This is a genomic window from Tautonia sp. JC769 (genome assembly GCF_040717455.1).
In the GTDB taxonomy this organism is placed as follows: Bacteria; Planctomycetota; Planctomycetia; order Isosphaerales; family Isosphaeraceae; genus Tautonia.
On sequence record NZ_JBFEFH010000028.1, the window covers coordinates 66,603 to 83,211 of the forward strand.

General features: G+C 71.8%; 13 protein-coding genes and 1 pseudogene. 8 read left to right on the forward strand and 6 right to left on the reverse strand.

Features of this window, described 5'->3' with window-relative positions:
* Positions 1 to 17: 17 nt before the first annotated feature.
* Together AB1L88_RS22320 and AB1L88_RS22325 are read right to left on the reverse strand one after the other, a co-directional pair.
* Entirely contained in the window at positions 18 to 1,592 is a 1,575-nt protein-coding gene (locus AB1L88_RS22320; protein WP_367098906.1) for a hypothetical protein, read from the reverse strand.
* Positions 1,593 to 1,675: 83 nt separating this feature from the next.
* The gene (locus AB1L88_RS22325; RefSeq protein ID WP_367098907.1) at positions 1,676 to 2,575 is read right to left on the reverse strand and encodes an SgcJ/EcaC family oxidoreductase; all 900 of its coding nucleotides are present in this window, start codon (positions 2,573 to 2,575) and stop codon (positions 1,676 to 1,678) included.
* Between the two features lie 653 nt (positions 2,576 to 3,228).
* Here AB1L88_RS22325 and AB1L88_RS22330 point away from each other — a divergent pair.
* The 4 genes from AB1L88_RS22330 (at position 3,229) to AB1L88_RS22345 (ending at position 9,197) form a co-directional block, all read left to right on the forward strand.
* Entirely contained in the window at positions 3,229 to 4,041 is an 813-nt protein-coding gene (locus AB1L88_RS22330; RefSeq protein ID WP_367098908.1) for a hypothetical protein, read from the forward strand.
* Between the two features lie 627 nt (positions 4,042 to 4,668).
* Positions 4,669 to 6,189: an FHA domain-containing protein gene (locus AB1L88_RS22335; RefSeq protein ID WP_367098909.1), complete on the forward strand. Its 1,521-nt coding sequence runs from the start codon at positions 4,669 to 4,671 to the stop codon at positions 6,187 to 6,189.
* A gap of 143 nt (positions 6,190 to 6,332) precedes the next feature.
* On the forward strand, positions 6,333 to 8,294 hold the full coding sequence (locus tag AB1L88_RS22340; RefSeq protein ID WP_367098910.1) for a serine/threonine-protein kinase: 1,962 nt from the start codon (positions 6,333 to 6,335) through the stop codon (positions 8,292 to 8,294).
* A gap of 207 nt (positions 8,295 to 8,501) precedes the next feature.
* Positions 8,502 to 9,197, forward strand: coding sequence for a hypothetical protein (locus tag AB1L88_RS22345; RefSeq protein ID WP_367098911.1), 696 nt, complete (start codon positions 8,502 to 8,504; stop codon positions 9,195 to 9,197).
* Positions 9,198 to 9,497: 300 nt separating this feature from the next.
* Here the strand turns inward: AB1L88_RS22345 and AB1L88_RS22350 are convergent, their stop codons facing one another.
* Positions 9,498 to 11,384, reverse strand: coding sequence for a hypothetical protein (locus tag AB1L88_RS22350; RefSeq protein WP_367098912.1), 1,887 nt, complete (start codon positions 11,382 to 11,384; stop codon positions 9,498 to 9,500).
* A gap of 186 nt (positions 11,385 to 11,570) precedes the next feature.
* On the opposite strand from AB1L88_RS22350, the gene AB1L88_RS22355 reads away from it, so the two are divergent.
* Positions 11,571 to 11,852 (forward strand): hypothetical protein, encoded by a 282-nt coding sequence (locus AB1L88_RS22355; RefSeq protein ID WP_367098913.1) that lies wholly within the window; start codon positions 11,571 to 11,573, stop codon positions 11,850 to 11,852.
* A gap of 123 nt (positions 11,853 to 11,975) precedes the next feature.
* Positions 11,976 to 12,458 carry a c-type cytochrome gene (locus AB1L88_RS22360; RefSeq protein ID WP_367098914.1) on the forward strand — a complete coding sequence of 161 codons (483 nt, stop codon included), beginning with the start codon at positions 11,976 to 11,978 and terminating at the stop codon, positions 12,456 to 12,458.
* Between the two features lie 196 nt (positions 12,459 to 12,654).
* Here AB1L88_RS22360 and AB1L88_RS22365 read toward each other — a convergent pair whose 3' ends face one another.
* The gene (locus AB1L88_RS22365) at positions 12,655 to 13,083 is read right to left on the reverse strand and encodes a RidA family protein (protein WP_367098915.1); all 429 of its coding nucleotides are present in this window, start codon (positions 13,081 to 13,083) and stop codon (positions 12,655 to 12,657) included.
* 260 nt (positions 13,084 to 13,343) lie between these two features.
* On the opposite strand from AB1L88_RS22365, the gene AB1L88_RS22370 reads away from it, so the two are divergent.
* Positions 13,344 to 13,676, forward strand: a complete 333-nt coding sequence (locus AB1L88_RS22370) for an FKBP-type peptidyl-prolyl cis-trans isomerase (RefSeq protein WP_152052433.1) — start codon at positions 13,344 to 13,346, stop codon at positions 13,674 to 13,676.
* 198 nt (positions 13,677 to 13,874) lie between these two features.
* Entirely contained in the window at positions 13,875 to 14,315 is a 441-nt protein-coding gene (locus AB1L88_RS22375; RefSeq protein ID WP_367098916.1) for a hypothetical protein, read from the forward strand.
* On the opposite strand, the gene AB1L88_RS22380 is transcribed toward AB1L88_RS22375, so the two are convergent.
* Complete coding sequence (locus tag AB1L88_RS22380) at positions 14,300 to 15,751, reverse strand: aminopeptidase P N-terminal domain-containing protein (protein ID WP_367098917.1); 1,452 nt, start codon at positions 15,749 to 15,751, stop codon at positions 14,300 to 14,302. The genes AB1L88_RS22375 and AB1L88_RS22380 overlap by 16 nt on opposite strands.
* A 470-nt stretch (positions 15,752 to 16,221) precedes the next feature.
* Positions 16,222 to 16,609 (reverse strand): annotated as a pseudogene (locus AB1L88_RS22385) (hypothetical protein); the annotation flags it as partial.

The following is a 16,609-nucleotide window of genomic DNA, read 5'->3' on the forward strand; positions in this document are numbered from 1 at the left end:
CCCCCTCGGCGGGACGCTCAAGGGGCGGTGGCCGGGCCGCCTCCGCCTTGCGGGGCGCCGTCGGGCGGCGGCGAGGGCATGCGGGCCAGCATGACCTGGATCGGTTCGCCCTGCTGATCGTGGATGAGCATGGTGGTCTCGTCCCGGGTCAGGTTCGCGATGCCGACCTCGAAGACCGGCACGGTCTGGTCGCCGATCATCCAGGCCGCCTGGTAGGTGGTCCCGCTGGCCGCCCCGGCGATCGGGATCACCGAGTCGTCGGTCGAGTTGTAGTAGTTGCCCCGGAGGATCCCCTGGGGATTGATCAAGATCTGAAAATACTCGTTCGGCTGGCCTTCGTCCGGCGGCACGATCCCGAAGACGCCGATCAGTTGCCAATCGCCGTTCGGATCGACCTCGGTCGCGGCCCCCCTGGCGGCCAGTTCGGTCGCCTGCTCGGCATACTGCTCGGTCGTGCCGGCCGGGTTCCCGTCGATGTACATCGAGTCGTCCTGAGCCACGACGTTGCTGCCGTAGTCGTAGTAAACCCCCTGGGCCGGATAGCCGCAGTAGGTCGAGAGGGTCGCCCAGTCGAGCATGGCCGCGGTGGTCCAGGCGGCCGGGGCAATCCAGGCGGAGGGGTACCCGCCGATCCAGGCCCGCCCGAAGTAAGGGGTGCCGACGTAGGCTCGCCTCGCGTAATCGCCCCGGGCCGCCAGGTCGCTCGACGAGGCGTAGAAGGTCCCTCTGGATCCGGCAACGCCCCCGTATTCCCCCGCCGCGATGCCTCTTCGGGTGCCCCCCGCGACCACTCCCTCGGCCCCGGTCGCGAAGCCGGCCCGACTTCCTGAGGCGACGAGGCCCTGTTCTCCGGAAGCGACACCGGCTCGCCTCGTCCCGCCGAACGCCCCTTCGGCGCCGACGCCGGCCACGCCCCGCGAGGCCCCGTACGCGGTCCCCCGTTCTCCCGTCACCGAGCCGACGCTGGAGCGGCCGGCGAGCGTGTTCCCGCCGGGGCCGGACACGCCGCCGACCCGGCCGTAATTGGTGTACTCGCGCCCGCCGGCCGTGGTGCCCTGTAGGCCGTAGACGCCCCGCCCCGCCGAGACGCCGCCGGGTCCCGTGCCTCCCGCGCCGGCGCCGCCGTAATCGATCGTGCCGCCCCGGTTCGTGGTGTAGCTGCCCGAGCCGGAGCCGGCCTGGAACTGCCCGCCCCTGGCGCCGGTCGTGCCGCGGGAAGTCACCTGGCCCGTGCCCGACCCGCCGAACGGCCCGGCCGCGGCCGTCCCCCGGCTGACCGATGGGCTGGCGGTCGGCAGGCCGCCGCCGAACCCGCCCCGCTGGGGCATGCCGCCCCGCGAGGACATCCCGCCGGGCATGCCGCCGCCGCTGAACCCGCCGCCGCCTCGGGACATGCCGCCGCCGCCGCCGCTGAACCCGCCGCCGCCTCGGGACATGCCGCCGCCGCCGCCGCTGAACCCGCCGCCGCCGCGCATCCCTCCGCCGCCGCCGCGCATCCCTCCGCCACCTCGGCCGCGCTGGGCATGGACCTCGGCCGTGATGAAGATCAGGCAGAACACCGTCACCCAGAGCGTGGAGATGAAGCGTCTCATGATGGCCCGTTCCCGGTTGGTGGTTCGATGAGGTGTGTCGGCGTCGAAACGGTCTGAAGGGGCGGATCGCAACGGTCGGCGGATCAAGGCGCCGCGGTCACCCGGGAAACCCTGACCGGCGGCATGTCGGGCAGCGCCTCCTCGCCGATCGCGCGGCCGGTCGATTGGAGCGTGAAGGTGTCGTCGTCGACGCGCCGGAGGATGTTGGTCGCGGTCACGCTCGACCCGTCGGCCAGGGTCGCCTCGGTGACGAAGGTCCAGTGCTTCTGGTCGTCCTGCTGCCAGTCGGCCTCGCCGATCCCGCCTTCCGCCTCGAAGGTCCAGGAGCGGATGCCGCCGGTCGCCGGGTCAATCCCGATGACCTGCACGCCGTCCAGGATGCGCTCGTCGAATTCGATCGTGAAATGGCCGATCAGGAACGTCTTGCTCTCGTTCCAGGAGTATCGGGTCGCGACCTCCGCCCCACCCGGATCGGTCGACTTCCACTGCCCGACCAGCCAGTCGAGCTCCTCGAGCGACGGCCCGGTGTCGGTCGTCTCCTGGAGCGACGCCAGGAGCCACCGGTCGCCGTCCCGGGCGAGCAAGGCGCGGTAGAACGCCCGGGTCGAGCCGCGAGCGTCCTCGAACCGGATCGTCACCCGCCCCTCGTCCACGGCGAGGTCCCGGGAGAGGAACCGCAACGCCTCGGGATGGAGCTCCGCCCTGGCCCGGGGGGCGGCCTCGAAGAAGGCGGTGAACCCCTCCTCCAGCGCCTCTCGGCCCCGAATCGCCGCCCCTTGCTCGTCGATGTACTCTCCCTGCTCGGTCCATTGGGAAGCAATGGCCTTCGGGTCGGCGGCATTGAAGGCCGAGACGAACGCCTCCATCGCCGCCCGGACGGCAAGGCGATCGTCATCGCTCGACGGGACGGCCGCGGCCGATCCCGCCGGGGCGAGGATCGCTCCGCCCATGACGATCACCAACGCGCTGCTCAATGATTTCATGTGGTGTCCCTCAACGGTCCCGGCTTACGCAACCCGATCGCCACGGAGGATGCCCCGCTCGGCCTTGCCCGAGTGCCCTGTCCTGTCCCGTCTCGACCAAAAAGAACTACAGAAAGGGGAGGCGGTGCGCCCGATCCCGTCCCCGAACCCGTCGGCCGTCGTCTCGCGATCGTGATGACCGCGTTTCGCCGGCGAGAATGGCCATGATCAAGGAGATACGCCCGCAATGCCTATCGTGCAAGCGGGTCGCATCCCCAGTTCCTGAATTTATCGATCGGACCTCTCCGAAGACAAGTAGGAAGGGGCCACCGCCGGCACCCGATTTCGTCTGCGGGGGAAAACACAAGCGGCGACACGAAACCGGCCCCGGCCCCCGACGGCCGGCCCGCCTCGGCCAGGCCAGGGCGATCGCCGCATCCCCCGGCACGAAGAGGGGGCAATCACCCGCCCCTCGGACCCAATCGGGTGGCTCCGGCGCGGATTTCCCGAATAATCGGCGCCGAGGTCCGAATTCCTGTTAGAGCGGCCGACTCCGGGAACCGGACGACGCCGGCCAATCGCCGGCAGCACCCGGGTCCATCGAAGCGGCCGAACCACTCGACATTGAGCGAACGCCGAAGCGAAGATTCGGGAATCTACGAGGAGTATCGAAGATGTGCAAGACGGTCAAGAAGGCAGTCGTCGGGGCTGGCCTGGGCGTGGCGGTGCTGGGGCTCCTATTCGGGACCTCGGCGAAATATCATGCCCGGACGGCCGTCGAACAGGCCCGGGCGCTGGCCCAGTCGCAGGTGCCCATCGAGTACAAGATTGACGAGGCCCGCCAGCAGGTCGCCGCGCTCGAGCCGGCGATCATGGAGAGCATCGAGTCCCTGGCCCGTGCCCAGGTCGAGGTCGACGCCCTGAAGCAGGAGATTCAGGTGGCCAAGGCCAACCTCCAGACCCAGGGCAAGGAGATGCTCGCCCTGAAGGAGGGGCTCGACAAGGGCCGCCTGCAGCTGACCAGCGGCGTCACCTACACCGCCGAGGAGGTCAAGGCCGACCTGGCCCGCCGCCTCGACACGTTCAACCGGACCCAGGAGACGGTCGACAGCCTCGAGCAGACGCTCAAGGCCAAGGTCGAGCGGACCTTCGCCATCCAGCGGGCCCTCGACGAGATGACCGCCCAGAAGAAGGACCTGATGGTCAAGATCGAGGCCATCGAGAGCCGCCTGGCCCAGATCAAGGCCGAGCAGGCGAGCAACGAATTCACCTTCGACACGACCCCCCTGTCCCAGGCCAAGAAGACGATCGCCGACCTGGACAAGCAGCTCGAAGTCATGGCCCGAAAGGCCGAGCTGGAAGGGCGTTACATCGAGCAGGGGGTGAAGGTCGAGGTCGCCCCGGACCGCGACATCTCCTCCGAGGTCGAGTCGGCCCTGGAAGGCCTGAACCTCTCCCCGGCCCCCGAGCCGACCCCGGCCACCTGATGACCGGCCTCCGGACGGTCTGACCGCTCGCTCTCGCCGACCCGAGCTGCAAACGCCCGGGTCGGCCCTCCTTCGGCGATCGCAATGGCCCGGCCCGCGTCGGCTCCGGAACCTTCCGGGACGACGCGGGTTCGGGCTTCCGCCGTTGGCGGATCGGCCTGGCCCGGGGCCTGCCCCGGTCCCGCCCCCTCCGAGAATCGGCGGTATTCCTCCCAATTGATCGGCCTGCCCGACGAATAGCTTCCCGAGGAGGCCCGGGCCGTCGCCACGCAAATGCGACCCGATCCGGGGCGAGCGTCGCCCGGGACTCCCGCTCGGCAACGGTCCCCGATCCCCCCGGATTCTCCCGTCCCGTCCCGTCCGTCGTGCAAGCCGGGCGAAACGGATCGCGGGCCGTTCGAGCCGCACTGCCAACCGGCCGACGCAACGATCGAGGCCATCATGCCTCGCCCCGAGCCGGCCCGCCGACCATGTTTGATCCAGACCATCGCATCGCTTCGCATCGGACGGCATCGCAACACCACACCACGAATGACCTGGACTGACTCGGGATCGGTTGCGACGGGCCGGGCCCGGCCCGGCAACGAGTCGGCGGCAAGGGCAGGGGCAGGCGAACAGGACACCCCCATGGGCAACGTCAACCAGGGCGGCAACTCCACCATGTTGGGACATTGGCGAGTCGTCTTGAAGCAGGCGGAGGAGTCGGCCCGGGCCGGGCGGCTCGACGAGGCGCTCGCGCTGGCCTCCCGGGCCGACGTGGCCGAGTACCGGCAGGCCGTCGTCCTCCGCGGCAAGTGGGCCAAGGAGCTGGTCCAGCGCGCCTCCCGACGCGCCAGGGCCGACGACCTCGACGGCGCCCTGAGCGACCTCGACACGGCCGAGTCCTTCGGCGCGGCCCCCGACCTGCTCGCCTCCTGCCGGTCGACGCTCGCCGATCGCGCGGCCGACGACCTCCGGACCGACCTGGCCTCCGGGGCCCCCGACCGGGTCGTCGAGCGGGTCGAGTCGCTGGCCGACCGCAAGCTCAGCAGCCCGGCCCTCCGACGGCTCCGGGAGGCCGCCGAGGCCTGGAAGGTGGCCCGGGCCGAGGCCCGCCGCGGCGAGTTCGGCCTGGCCTTCGAGCTGATCGACCGCGCCGCGCACCTCGCCGGTAATGACGCCGGCAACGCCCTCGGCGCCTACCGTCGCGAGCTGGAAGCCCGCCAGCAGGCCGCCTCGACCAAGGCCGACCGCTTCTACCGGACCCTGGCCGAGACCCCCGACCAGTGGCCGGCGATCCTCGCCGCCGCCGAGGACCTGCTCCAGACCGTCCCCGACCATCCCGCCGCCCGCCAGGCGCGCGGCCGGGCCTGGCAGCAGATCGGCGCCATCGGCCCCCGCGTGCCGACCCTGCCCCAGCGCTCCGCGGCGGGCCACGGGCCCCGGACGGCCGAGATCCGCTTCCTCGACGACCGCACCCTGGCCGATCCGGCCCCCGCTCCCGCGGTCCCCGATCCCGCTCCCGCTCCCCAAACCGACCGCCCCCCCTCGAAATACGGGGGGCCGCATGGCCGGGTCCTGCTCTGGGCCGACGTGATCGGCGGCTACCTCGTCTGCCTCGACGACGAGATCACGATCGGCCGCGCCGGGCCCGACAGCACCGCCGACCTCCCCTTGCTGGCCGACCTGGCCCGCCGCCATGCCGTCATCGCCCGCGACGGCGAGCACTACACCCTGCGGGCCCTGCAGCCGACCTTCGTCAACGGCCGGGCGATCGACTCGGCCCCCTTGCGGGACGGCGACCTGATCCGCCTCGGCGCCAACGTCGAGCTCGAATTCCGGCGCCCGAGCCCCGTCAGCGCGACCGCGACCCTGCGCCTGATGAGCCGCCATCGCCCGCCGACGGCCATCGACGGCGTCCTGCTCATGGCCCAGTCCTGCCTGATCGGGCCGACCCGCCAGTGCCACATCGCGGCCCCGAAGCTCGACCAGCCGATCGTCCTCTTCCGCCAGGCCGACACCCTCTGGTGCCGATGCCCCGGCAGCTTCGAGGTCGACGGCGCCCCGGCCCTCTCGCGGGCCCCCCTGACCCTGACCTCCGCCGTCAAGGGCGAGGGGTTCTCCTTCAGCCTCGAACCCCTTGAACCCCGGCCCGCGACTCGTGTCTGATTCATACGGTATCCTGGGAGTCCGACTCGATGATGGGGCCCCCCCCGATCGCCCCGAAGCCCGAGCCCCTTGCATCGCGACCGCGACCGCGACCACGACCGGCTGAGCCCGACCCGAACTCTCGCCGACGGAGTCTCTTCCCGATGAACCCCCTGGCCCGACCCAAATCCGGCGAGCCGCTGGCCGAGACGATCGCCCACACGCCGGCCTACGCCCCCCGGCCGATTGCCGACGGGTCGGCGCCCTTCGCCGCGGAGCACCCCCCGATGACCGACCGCGATCGCTCCCCCCAATCGAACGGCCGGCTGAGCGAACGCTACTTCTTCGGCTCGGGCGACCGGCCGCTCGACGGCTACACCATCAAGCGGGCCATCGGCCGAGGCGGCTTCGGCGAGGTCTACTACGCCGTCTCCGACGCCGGCAAGGACGTCGCCCTGAAGCTCCTGCTGCGCAACGTCGAGATCGAGAAACGCGGCGTCCAGCAGTGCATGAACCTCAAGAGCCCCCACCTGATCACCATCTTCGACATGAAGACGACCGACGAGGGCGACACCTTCGTCGTCATGGAGTACGTCCCCGGCCCGAGCCTCGCCCAGATCCTCGAAGAGCACCCCGACGGCCTGCCCATCCACGAGGCCCGCATGTGGCTCAAGGGCTTGGTCGACGGCGTCTCCTACCTGCACGACCACGGCATCGTCCACCGCGACCTCAAGCCGGCCAACCTCTTCCTGGAAGAGGGGGTCGTGAAGATCGGCGACTACGGCCTCTCGAAGTTCATCGCCAACAGCGCCGAGGCCGGCCACTCGGCCAGCGTCGGCACCTGCCACTACATGGCCCCCGAGATCTCGACCGGCAAGTACCAGAAGCCGATCGACATCTACGCCATCGGCATCATCATCTTCGAGATGCTCACCGGCCGCGTCCCGTTCGAGGGGGAGACGCCGCACGAGGTCCTGATGAAGCACCTGACCTCGCGGCCCGACCTCTCCCCCTTGCCCGAGCCGTACCGGTCGATCGTCACCCGGGCCCTGGCCAAAGACCCGACCCGACGCCCCCAGGACGCCGTCGCCTTGCTCGTCCCCGAGGACGCGCCGAAGGCCCCCGACATGCGCTTCATCGGCGAGGGGAAGTCGAGCCCCGCCGGGCCGATCCCCGCGGCCGAGCCGGTCGCCCCCCCCGCGCCCGACCCGAAAACCGACCGCGAGCAGGAGGACGTCCTTCACATCGGCGAGGAGGACTCGGTCCTCTACATCGGCCCGAACACGATGCCCCCGCGCCCCCTCCGCGGCCGGGGCTGGTTCCGCCCCCGGTTCGGCCGCCAGGCGAGACGGACGCCGGCCCCGGCCGCCCGGTTGCTCTCGCCCGGATCGTCTCGCTCCCGACCGGCGCGATCGAACCCCGCCGTGAGCCGTCGGCACACGACCCCGACCCCGAACGCGCCTCCCCCGCTGCCGAGCCCCCGGATCCGGGTGGCCGAGGCCGCCACCTCGATGCTCGTCTCCGCGCCGCTCTGCCTCCTGCTGGCGATCCCGCTGGTCACGATCATGTACGACGGCCGGCCCGGGCCGACCGTGGCCGGCCAGATCGGGGTGCTCGCCGGGGCCTCCTTGCTGGGGGCCTGGAGCCTCCTGGTCCCGACGAAGTTCTGGGAAGGCCGGTCGATCGACTCGGCCACCCGCCGCTTCACCCTCGGGGCCATCGGCATGGCCGTCGGCGCCGTCCTGATGACCACGCTCGACTGGACCAACGTCGAGCTGCCCGGCGAATTCGTGGCCTTCGCCGGCAACGACCCGGTCAACCTCTGGTCCGGCGTGACCGGCCTGGGGACGCACCGGGTGGCGACCGTCGGCCCCCTGTTCTACTTCGGCCTGGTCTTCGCGATCGGACCCTGGTCGGCCCTGGTCGCCCGCAACCGCTCCCGGCGCTTCCGCGTCTGGCCGGTCCTCTGGACGGCCCTGCTCGGCCTCGTCGGCGCGCAGTTCATCCCGGCCCCGGTCGCGATGGGGGTCGGCTCGCTCGTGCTCATCGCCGTCGTCCTGCAACTGGTCAGCCCCCGCAGCCGAGGCGCCCGAGACCCCCGGTTCGCGCCGGCCCGAGGGGCCTGACCCCCGCCGATCCCGGCGCCGATCCCGACACGATTCGGCCGATTGTCCTCAAGCTTGGCCGTCCGAGAGCGAATTCCCTTCTGAGCGAATGATCACCAGTCTTGGGCGGGCCGCTCCCGCCCTCTTGGCCGGGGCGAGCCGACGCGATGCCGTGGGGCAACCGACCGTCGACCCTCGCCTCCCGGCGCAGGCAAGGACCGTCTCACGATGAACCGGATCGCCCTGAGCATTGCCCTGGCCCTCGGCCTCGCCGCGGGACTGCCGGCCTCGGCCGACCGGACCGCCCTCGGCGCCGACCTCGACGCCGACGCGCGGCCGGCGTCGCAGCCCCCCTGGTTTGCCGACGTCTCCGAGGGGGCCGTCACGCCCCGGGGCGACTTCGAGGACGACGGCGGCCCGGTCGTGGCCAAGGGGCGCCGCTCGTACAGCGAGGAGCGCGCCCTGGGCGACGCCCGGACCCTGCTCGAACAGACGTTGGCCGAGTGGCTTTCCCCCGAGATCCCCGAGGGCTGGCCCTTGCCCGGCGAGCTGGTCGAGGCGTTGACCCTCGACCACCACGTCGAGCCGATCGCGCTCGACCTCGACCGGCTCGGCCTCCACCTGGCCGACGACCCGGGGGCGTCCACCTTGCCCCGGGTCCTCTACGTCGCCGCCGTGCGGGCCGAGCTCTCCCCCGACCATCGCGAGGCGTTCCTCAACGCCTACCGGCGCGAGGTCGGGGCCCGTCGCCTGACGATCCTCGGCGGCGTGGGCGGCTTCGCCCTCTCCTGCCTGGCGATCCTCGCCCTCTACATCCGGCTCGACGAGGCGACCCGGGGCTACTACACCCGACGCCTCCGCGTCGTCGCCCTCGCCTCGGCAGGAGCGGCCGGGGCCGTCATCTCCCGCCTCGTCCTCGGCTAGGGCGGTTTCCCCCCGGTCGAGGAATCCCGATCGAGGGCAGGGCCCCCTCCTTCGCGGAGATCCGGATCGGGGACGGAGCCCCCTCCTGCAAGAGAATCCGGAGCGGGGGTGCGGGAATTCCCGCAGGAAGGGGGCTCCGTCCCCCGACGCCCTGTGCCCGATCGGCGGGGCGTTCCTAAGTGTTGATGTGAGAATAAAACAAGGGGCCTGCCTTCCGAGGTCGAGTCGGAGGGCAGGCCCCTTTTGAAACGTCGGGTCGAGGCCCCCTCGGCACCGCCGAAGGGGGCAAGGGGCAAGGGCTCAGGGAGCGTTGCCCATCCGCCGGCGCTGCAGGCGCTCGAGCAGGGCGGGGTCGATTTGCAAGGAGGAGTCGCCCCGGGGGGCCTCCTCCGCCTGGTTGATGGCCGCCTTGTCCATGAACGGGACCAGCTCGCCGTCGGGCAGTTGCATCATCTTCGAGCCGTCGGGCATGGTCACGATCCCGTTCTTGTCCGGAGCCGGGGCCGGTGCCGACCCGATGCCGGAAGCCGGTGCCGGGGCCGACCCGGGGGGCGGTGCCGTCGGCCGAGGGGCCCCCGGCGGGCCGGTCGTCCCCGGGCCATTGGTGGTGCCGGGGATGGTGGCCCCGGGCGGCAGCACGAACCCGGGAGGGGGCGCGATCCCCGGGTTCCCGGCCGCGTTCGGGGGCATCACTCCGCCCGGCGGCAGGCTCCCAGGAGGCGGGATCGCCCCCGGGCCGATCGTGCCGGGGGCCGGCACGTTCGGGGTCGCCGAGGGTGGCTGGACCGTCCGGCCGTTGATCGTCAAGGCCGCCGAGTCGGGCGAGCCGAACAGCGGCGAGACGGTCTGGAAGTCCAGATCCTCCGGGGCCGACGGGTGGACGGCATCCATCTGGATCTGCTGATTGATCGCGTTCGGGTACGGCGTCGCCCCCGCGACCGGGTACGGGCCCGGGGCCTGCGCCGCGCTTTGTGGCGGCTGGGGTTGTCCCGGGCCGCCCCGCTGCGCCGCGAAGCCGCCGCCGAATCCGGGGTTGGCCTGCATGCCCGGGGCCGGGCCGTAGCCTTGCTGCGGGTATCCGGCCGGGGCCGATCCGGCGGCCGGCACGAACTGGGCGTCGGGCGCGGGGGCCTCGGCCTGCGCCGTCTGGGTCGCGTCGCGTCGGAGCGATTCGACCCAGCTCCACATGGCCCGGTACTCGGGCGAGTTCGGGTTGGCGAGGATCGCCTTCTGGTCCGGCCCGTGCGGCATGATCGCGTTGATCAGGAGCGGGCTGTGCCCCGGATTCGTCCGGTCGATCAGGCCGAGCGTGGCGTCGAGGTTCGTCCGGACGAGCATCGCATTGGTCAGGTCCTTCGGGTCGCGGGCCCGGATGATCCGGAAGTTGCGATCGGAGGATTCGTCGTGACAGCTCGCGCAACGGACCTGGAGCACCCGGTGGACCGTCTGGCCGTACTCCTGGAAGCGTCGCACGGCGAGCGGCTCGGGCAGGTCGAAGACGACCGGGGGCGGAATCCTCCCCCTGAACGCCCGAAGCTGCCCGAGGACCGAGACGTCCAGCTCCCTCGGCTCGTTGCCGCCCCGGCCGGGATAGACTCCGGTGCGGACCACCCCGGTGTCTCGGGCCCCCTGGTCGCGGCTCGCGATGCTGAGGTTGCGGAGCATGTTCTTGGCCGTGACGTCGTCGGGGCTCCAGGAGAGCAGGGCGTTGAGCTGCTCGGCGGCCTCGGCCTGCATGCCGTGGGTCAGGCACCAGCGGGCCAGGCGCAGGTGCTCGTCCGGGTCGCGGTCGGGCAGGTGGTCGCGCTGGTACTCGTACGCCTCGCGGAGCGAGCCGAAGCGTTGCTCGACCTGGGCCTTCGGGATCCGGATCTGGCCGATGTCGAGCGTGATAATATGGTCCACGCGGTCCTCGGTGGCCGGGCCATCGAGGATCTTGACGTGGCCGTCTTTCATCAGGAGCACCGTCCGGGACGGTGCCGTGGCCTCCCCCTCGGGCGAGGCCAGGGACGACGGAGGCGCCGCGAGCGATCCCTCGACCGGCACCAGGTCGGCGGGCGGCATGCCGTCGTCCGAGGCCGATTGCGCGGCCGAGGGGACGGGCGGGGGCCCGGCCACGGCCACGATCGGTAACGCGGACACGGCGACGCCCAGGCCGACGACGATGGAGGAGATATGGTTGGACATGGTGGCCGGACCCTATCCTCCCCCTTAGAATCCGTCAAGGCGAGCCGGGCCCGCTTCTCCCCTTCGATTCCGAAGGGGCCATCCCAGGGATTCCGAGGGGCCTCGGCCCGGCCGAACGGGCCGGACGCTTGCCCCGAACCTCGACCCCTCCGACCACCGCCCCCGACCGCCCGAAGGACCCGCGCCATGACCGACCGCTCCGCCTTGCTCGACGACTACCTCGGCCGCCCGGTCGTCGTGGACCTGACCTCGCCGTTCGTCTGCATCGGCACCCTGGCCGAGGCCGACGACGCCTTCCTCGACCTTCGCGACGCCGACCTGCACGACCTCCGCGACGGCCGATCGACCCGCGAGATCTACGTCGTCGACACCGCCCGGCTCGGCGTCCGCCGCAACCGGGCGCGGGTCCTGATCCGCCTCGATGAGGTGGTGGCCCTGACCCTGCTGGACGACGTCTCCGAGGAGTAGCGTTATGACCGTATTCTGATGGATTCGGTTGGGCTTGTGTCCGATCCCGGGATCGGGCGAGCATTGCGGGCGCATTGGCCAGGCGGGACGGTCCCGGGCGTGCCAGAGACGATCCCAGGGGGGATGACGGTGGACGACGATCTCGATGCGATGCCGGGCGGTGGTGGTTCCTCGACGGGTGGGCGAGGGTTCCTGATCGTCGTGGCCGTGGTGGCGGTCCTGGTGGTGGCGGCGATCGCGGGCCGGTCGTTGATGCCCCCGGGAGCGGGGGGAGGGGGAGGAGCGTCCGGCGGGGCCGTGGCCGAGGGGAAGCGGCTGTTCGAGGCGCGGTGCTCGTCCTGCCACGGCAACTCGGGCCGGGGAGACGGGCCGATCGCCCGGGGGCTTTCGGGGCCGGGGCCGGGCGACCTGACCGACGACGATTGGAAACACGGCGACCAGCCCGACCAGGTGATCGCCGTCATCGCCAAAGGGGTGCCCGGCACCCAGATGGCCGGCTGGGATTCGGCCTTCGACGAGGGGCAGATCCGGGCCCTGGCGGCCTACATGTACCGCCTGGCCGGCCGGGAGGCGCCGGGGGAACTGCTCGGGGAATCGGCGGAGTGACGCGGGACGCATATCGATCCGGAGTTCCCTTGCGGGGAGGCCCGAAGGCCGGGGGCGCGGGGGAATCCGTCGTGGGACGATCGGGGCCGGATCGGGGGTCGGCCCGGCGGTGCTCCCTCGGGACCGCCCGGCCGGGGCGGGGCGATCCCATCAGTGTTTGCAGTCTTGAAGAGGCTTGTGGCCGGCGAAGGGCGGCTCAGGGGCGCTCGGCCGAGACGACGGCGTCGGCCTCGATCTCGACGAGGGCCTCGGGGGTCATCAGGCGGGAGACCTCGACCATGGTGGTGGCCGGCCGGATGGCGGCGAAGACCTCGGCGTGCTCCTCGGCGATCTCGGGCCAGTGGTCGAGATTGGTGACGTAGATCCGGGTCCGGATCACGTCGGAGGCCGAGCCGCCGAGGGCCTCGATGCTGGCCAGGATGATCGCCAACGCCCGGCGGGCCTGCGCCCCGGCATTGGGGGCGAGCGAGCCGTCGGCCTCCAGGCCGAGCGTCCCGGTGACGGCGATGGTCGCGCCGATCCGGACGGCCCGCGAGTAGCCGACCTTCGGCTCCCAGGGCGATCCGGTCGAGGCCAGGTGCCGGTGGCCGTGGGTCGAGACGCTGACGTGGACACTCTGACGCATCGCGGGGCGCTCCGGGCGAGTCCAACTGGTTCCGAACATGATCAAAAGGGCCAGGCCAGGATACGACGCAGACACACGATTCTGGAACGGATGAGACGGGAGAATGTTGGGGCGGTCGGACGATCGGCCGCGATCAAAAAGGGGATTCCGGTTGCTGGCCCGGCGTTCTGGCCGTACGATCGTGGTCAAGGATGGCCGGATCGTCCGTCGATCGGGCCGAACATTGCGCTTTGTTTCGAATTTTGGGGCAGGTGGCCGCGATGGCGGATTTCGCAACGAAGATCGAAGACCTGACGCCGGGGACCGGGCCGGAAGCCAAGGCGGGTCAGACCGTGTCGGTGCATTACGTGGGGACGCTCGAAGACGGTACGAAATTTGATAGTTCTCGGGATCGAGGCCAGCCGTTCGCCTTCGCGCTGGGAGCCGGTCAGGTGATCCGGGGCTGGGACGTCGGGGTGGCCGGCATGCAGGTCGGCGGGCTTCGGAAGCTGACGATCCCCCCGGAAGAAGGATACGGCGCCCGAGGAGCCGGGGGAGTCATTCCTCCCAATGCGACCTTGATTTTCGAGGTCGAGCTGCTCGGCATCAAGTAAGTGGGTCGATCGGTCGATTGGTCGCTCGGACCGGGCCGGAGCGGACCTTTGAGACCCTGGGTCGGCGCCGAACGGCGGAGACAGGCCTCGCGGCGCCGGACCGGACCTTTTGCAAACGCGGCTTCCCCCTCATCTCCCTGGTCATCCGAAAGGCGGCGGCGCCCCCCCTCTCCACGCCGCCCTGTCGCCGAGGCAACGATGTCCGAAACCAACGGGCGAACGACCGGCGATCATGTCGAGGCGCTCAGGAAGTTCCTCGACGCGAGAGCGACGGGTCTGTGGTTCTACCGAGGAGACCGGCTGGAGCTGGCGGCCTTCGCCCCGGCGCCGGACATGCCGGAAGACGTGGCGAGGCGGTTCCGCGAGGCGTCGCGCGACGTCTCGCTCGACCGGACCGACCTGGGGATCGTCAACGCCGTGGTCGAGCGGGCGGCGTCGATCTCGGTGGCCGGCCGGTTGCCGGTCGAGGTGGGCTCGGGCTACTGGCTGCGGGCCTTCGGGGCCGAGCGGTCGGTGGCCGTGCCGATCTTCGCGCCCGAGGGGGCGATCGCGGCCGTATTGTCGGCCGCCCTGCCCACGCTCGGGCCGCCGGATGACGAGCAGGTGGTGGAGCTGATCCGCCATCACGGCACCGGCTGATCGGGATCGGCAGGAGCGGCCGACGTCGCCATCAACGCCTCGATCTCGTCCGGCTCCGAGGGCAGGGCGGCGCTGAGCTTCACCAGGCCGTCCTCGGTGGCGAGGTAGTCGTCCTCGATCCGGACGCCGAGCTGCTCGTCGGCGAGGTAGATGCCCGGCTCGATCGTGAAGACGGCGCCGGCGGGGATCGGCCGGCGGGTGCTGCCGACGTCGTGCACGTCCATGCCCAGCCAGTGGCCGATGCCGTGGACGAAGGAGCGGTCGAGGGTGCGCCCTTCGGCGTCGCGGAGCGGGCTGGCCTTCATGCAGTCGGCGGCGGCGCGCTGGAGGTCGGCCAGGGTGGTCTTGCCTGGCTCGAAGACGGCCTCGGCGGCGCGCTGGGCGTCGAGGACGAGCCGGTAGACGGCGCGCTGGCGGTCGTTGAAGCGGCCGGAGACGGGGTAGGTCCGGGTGATGTCGGCGGCGTAGGCGTGGAACTCGGCCCCGACGTCGATGACGACGAGGTCGCCGTCCTGCATCCGCCGGCGGTTGGCGTTGTAGTGGAGGATGACGCTGTTCGGGCCGGCGCCGACGATCGAGGCGAAGGCCGGGCGCCGGGCGCCGTTGCGGGTGAAGGCGTACTCGAGGGCCCCCTGGGCCTCGTACTCGAACGCCCCGGGGCGGATGACCCGGGCGGCGTCGCGGTGGCCCTCGATGGTCATGTCGATCGCCGCCTGGATGAGGGCCAGCTCGGCCTCGGACTTGATGAGGCGGAGCGAGGCGATGCCTCCCGAGAGGTCCCGCAGGGGAACCCCGGGGGCGAGCTGTTTCAGGCGGGCTTCGAACCGGCCGTCGGCCGAGTGCTCGGCGTCCCGGCCCCGGGCGAGGTGGGTGAACAGGGCGGGGGGATCGGCCGGGGCGGAGTCGCCGTCGCCGTCGCCGTCATCCTCGGAGGGGGAGAGGCCGAGGGCGGCGGCGAGCTGGGCGTCGAAGTCGCCGAGGGGCAGGGCGGCATCGAGCTTGAAGCGGGCGGCGGTATCGGGGCCGGGGACGACCTGGGGGCCGCTCCAGCGCTCGGCGAAGGGGTTGAAGGGGGGGAGGAAGGCGACGGCCCGGGGGGGGGCGTCGGGGTCGTCGGGCGGGGGGGGCGTGATCAGGAGCAGGGCGCCCGGCTGGTCGATGCCGGAGAGGTAGAGGAAGTCGTTCCGCTGGCGGAACCGGAGGTAGTCCTCGGCCGGCGGCTCGGCCCCCCGGATGACGACCGGCCCGGGGGCGCCGAGGGTGTCGAGCAGGCGCCGGCGACGCTCGGCGTACTCGGGCGTCGGGATCCCCCCCTCGGCCGGGGCCGGTTCCTGAGGGGGTCGGGGAGGGGAGGCCGACAGGGCGAGCTCGGCCCCGAGCGCGGCGAGCAGGAGGGGGACGGCCGTGAGGGACGGGAGCGGACGCAGGAGCTTCATCAGACGGGTTCCCCTCGCTTCGATCGTGGGACGGCCTTCGGTCCTGGCGGCCGGGCGACCGGTCGGTTCGATCGTAGCCGGCCGGGGGAGGGGCGGCCAGGGGGGAGGGATTGGGCGCAGAGACGGAGAGGCGAGGAGAGGAGGGAAGAGGGGAGCGAAGGGAGGAGGTCGGGGCCGGTCCGAGGTCTTCTCCGTGGCTCCGCAGCCCTGCGCGAGGTCCCATGACCGGTGTCATACCGGATCGCCTGGATCAGTGATCGCTCGTAGGGGCCGCTGTGCGGACCGATCCCTCGACCCTGCCAGGAGATCGGTCCGCACAGCGGACCCTACAAAGGCTCGTCTTCTTTGCGGCTCGGCGTCTCTGCGAGCGGTCCCCTCCCTGGCACCCGGGGGGGCGGTGCGGTCGGCGATCGGGACCGGCCCCGGAGGGGGGCGGTTGGGAGAGGGTCGAGGAAGAAAGGGGGGAGGAGTCAGGGGCGATCGGGGGAGGCGGAGGGGCCTCGGGGGGCGGCCTGCGGGTCGCGGAACCAGCCGGAGGCGGTGCGATCGGGCGCGGTGCGCTCGATGGTGCGCCCGTCGGTGCGCTCGGCGGGGGCGGCGGAAGGCTCGGCGGGGGCGTTGCGGAGTTCGTTGGCCGATTGAGGGTTACGGCGATTCTGGGGTGAAGAATCGGGGCCGGAAGGGGGTCCGTTTCGGGAATCGGGGGGCGGGGGGACGTAGGCGGGAGCCTCGGACCGGCGGGAGGCGGAGGCGTCCATCAGCTTGGCTTCGCGGGCATGGGCCTTGGAGCGTTCGGCGCGGAGGCGGTCGAGCGCCTGGAGGGATTTGTGGAAGTCGCGGAAGGCTTCGCGGCGGTAG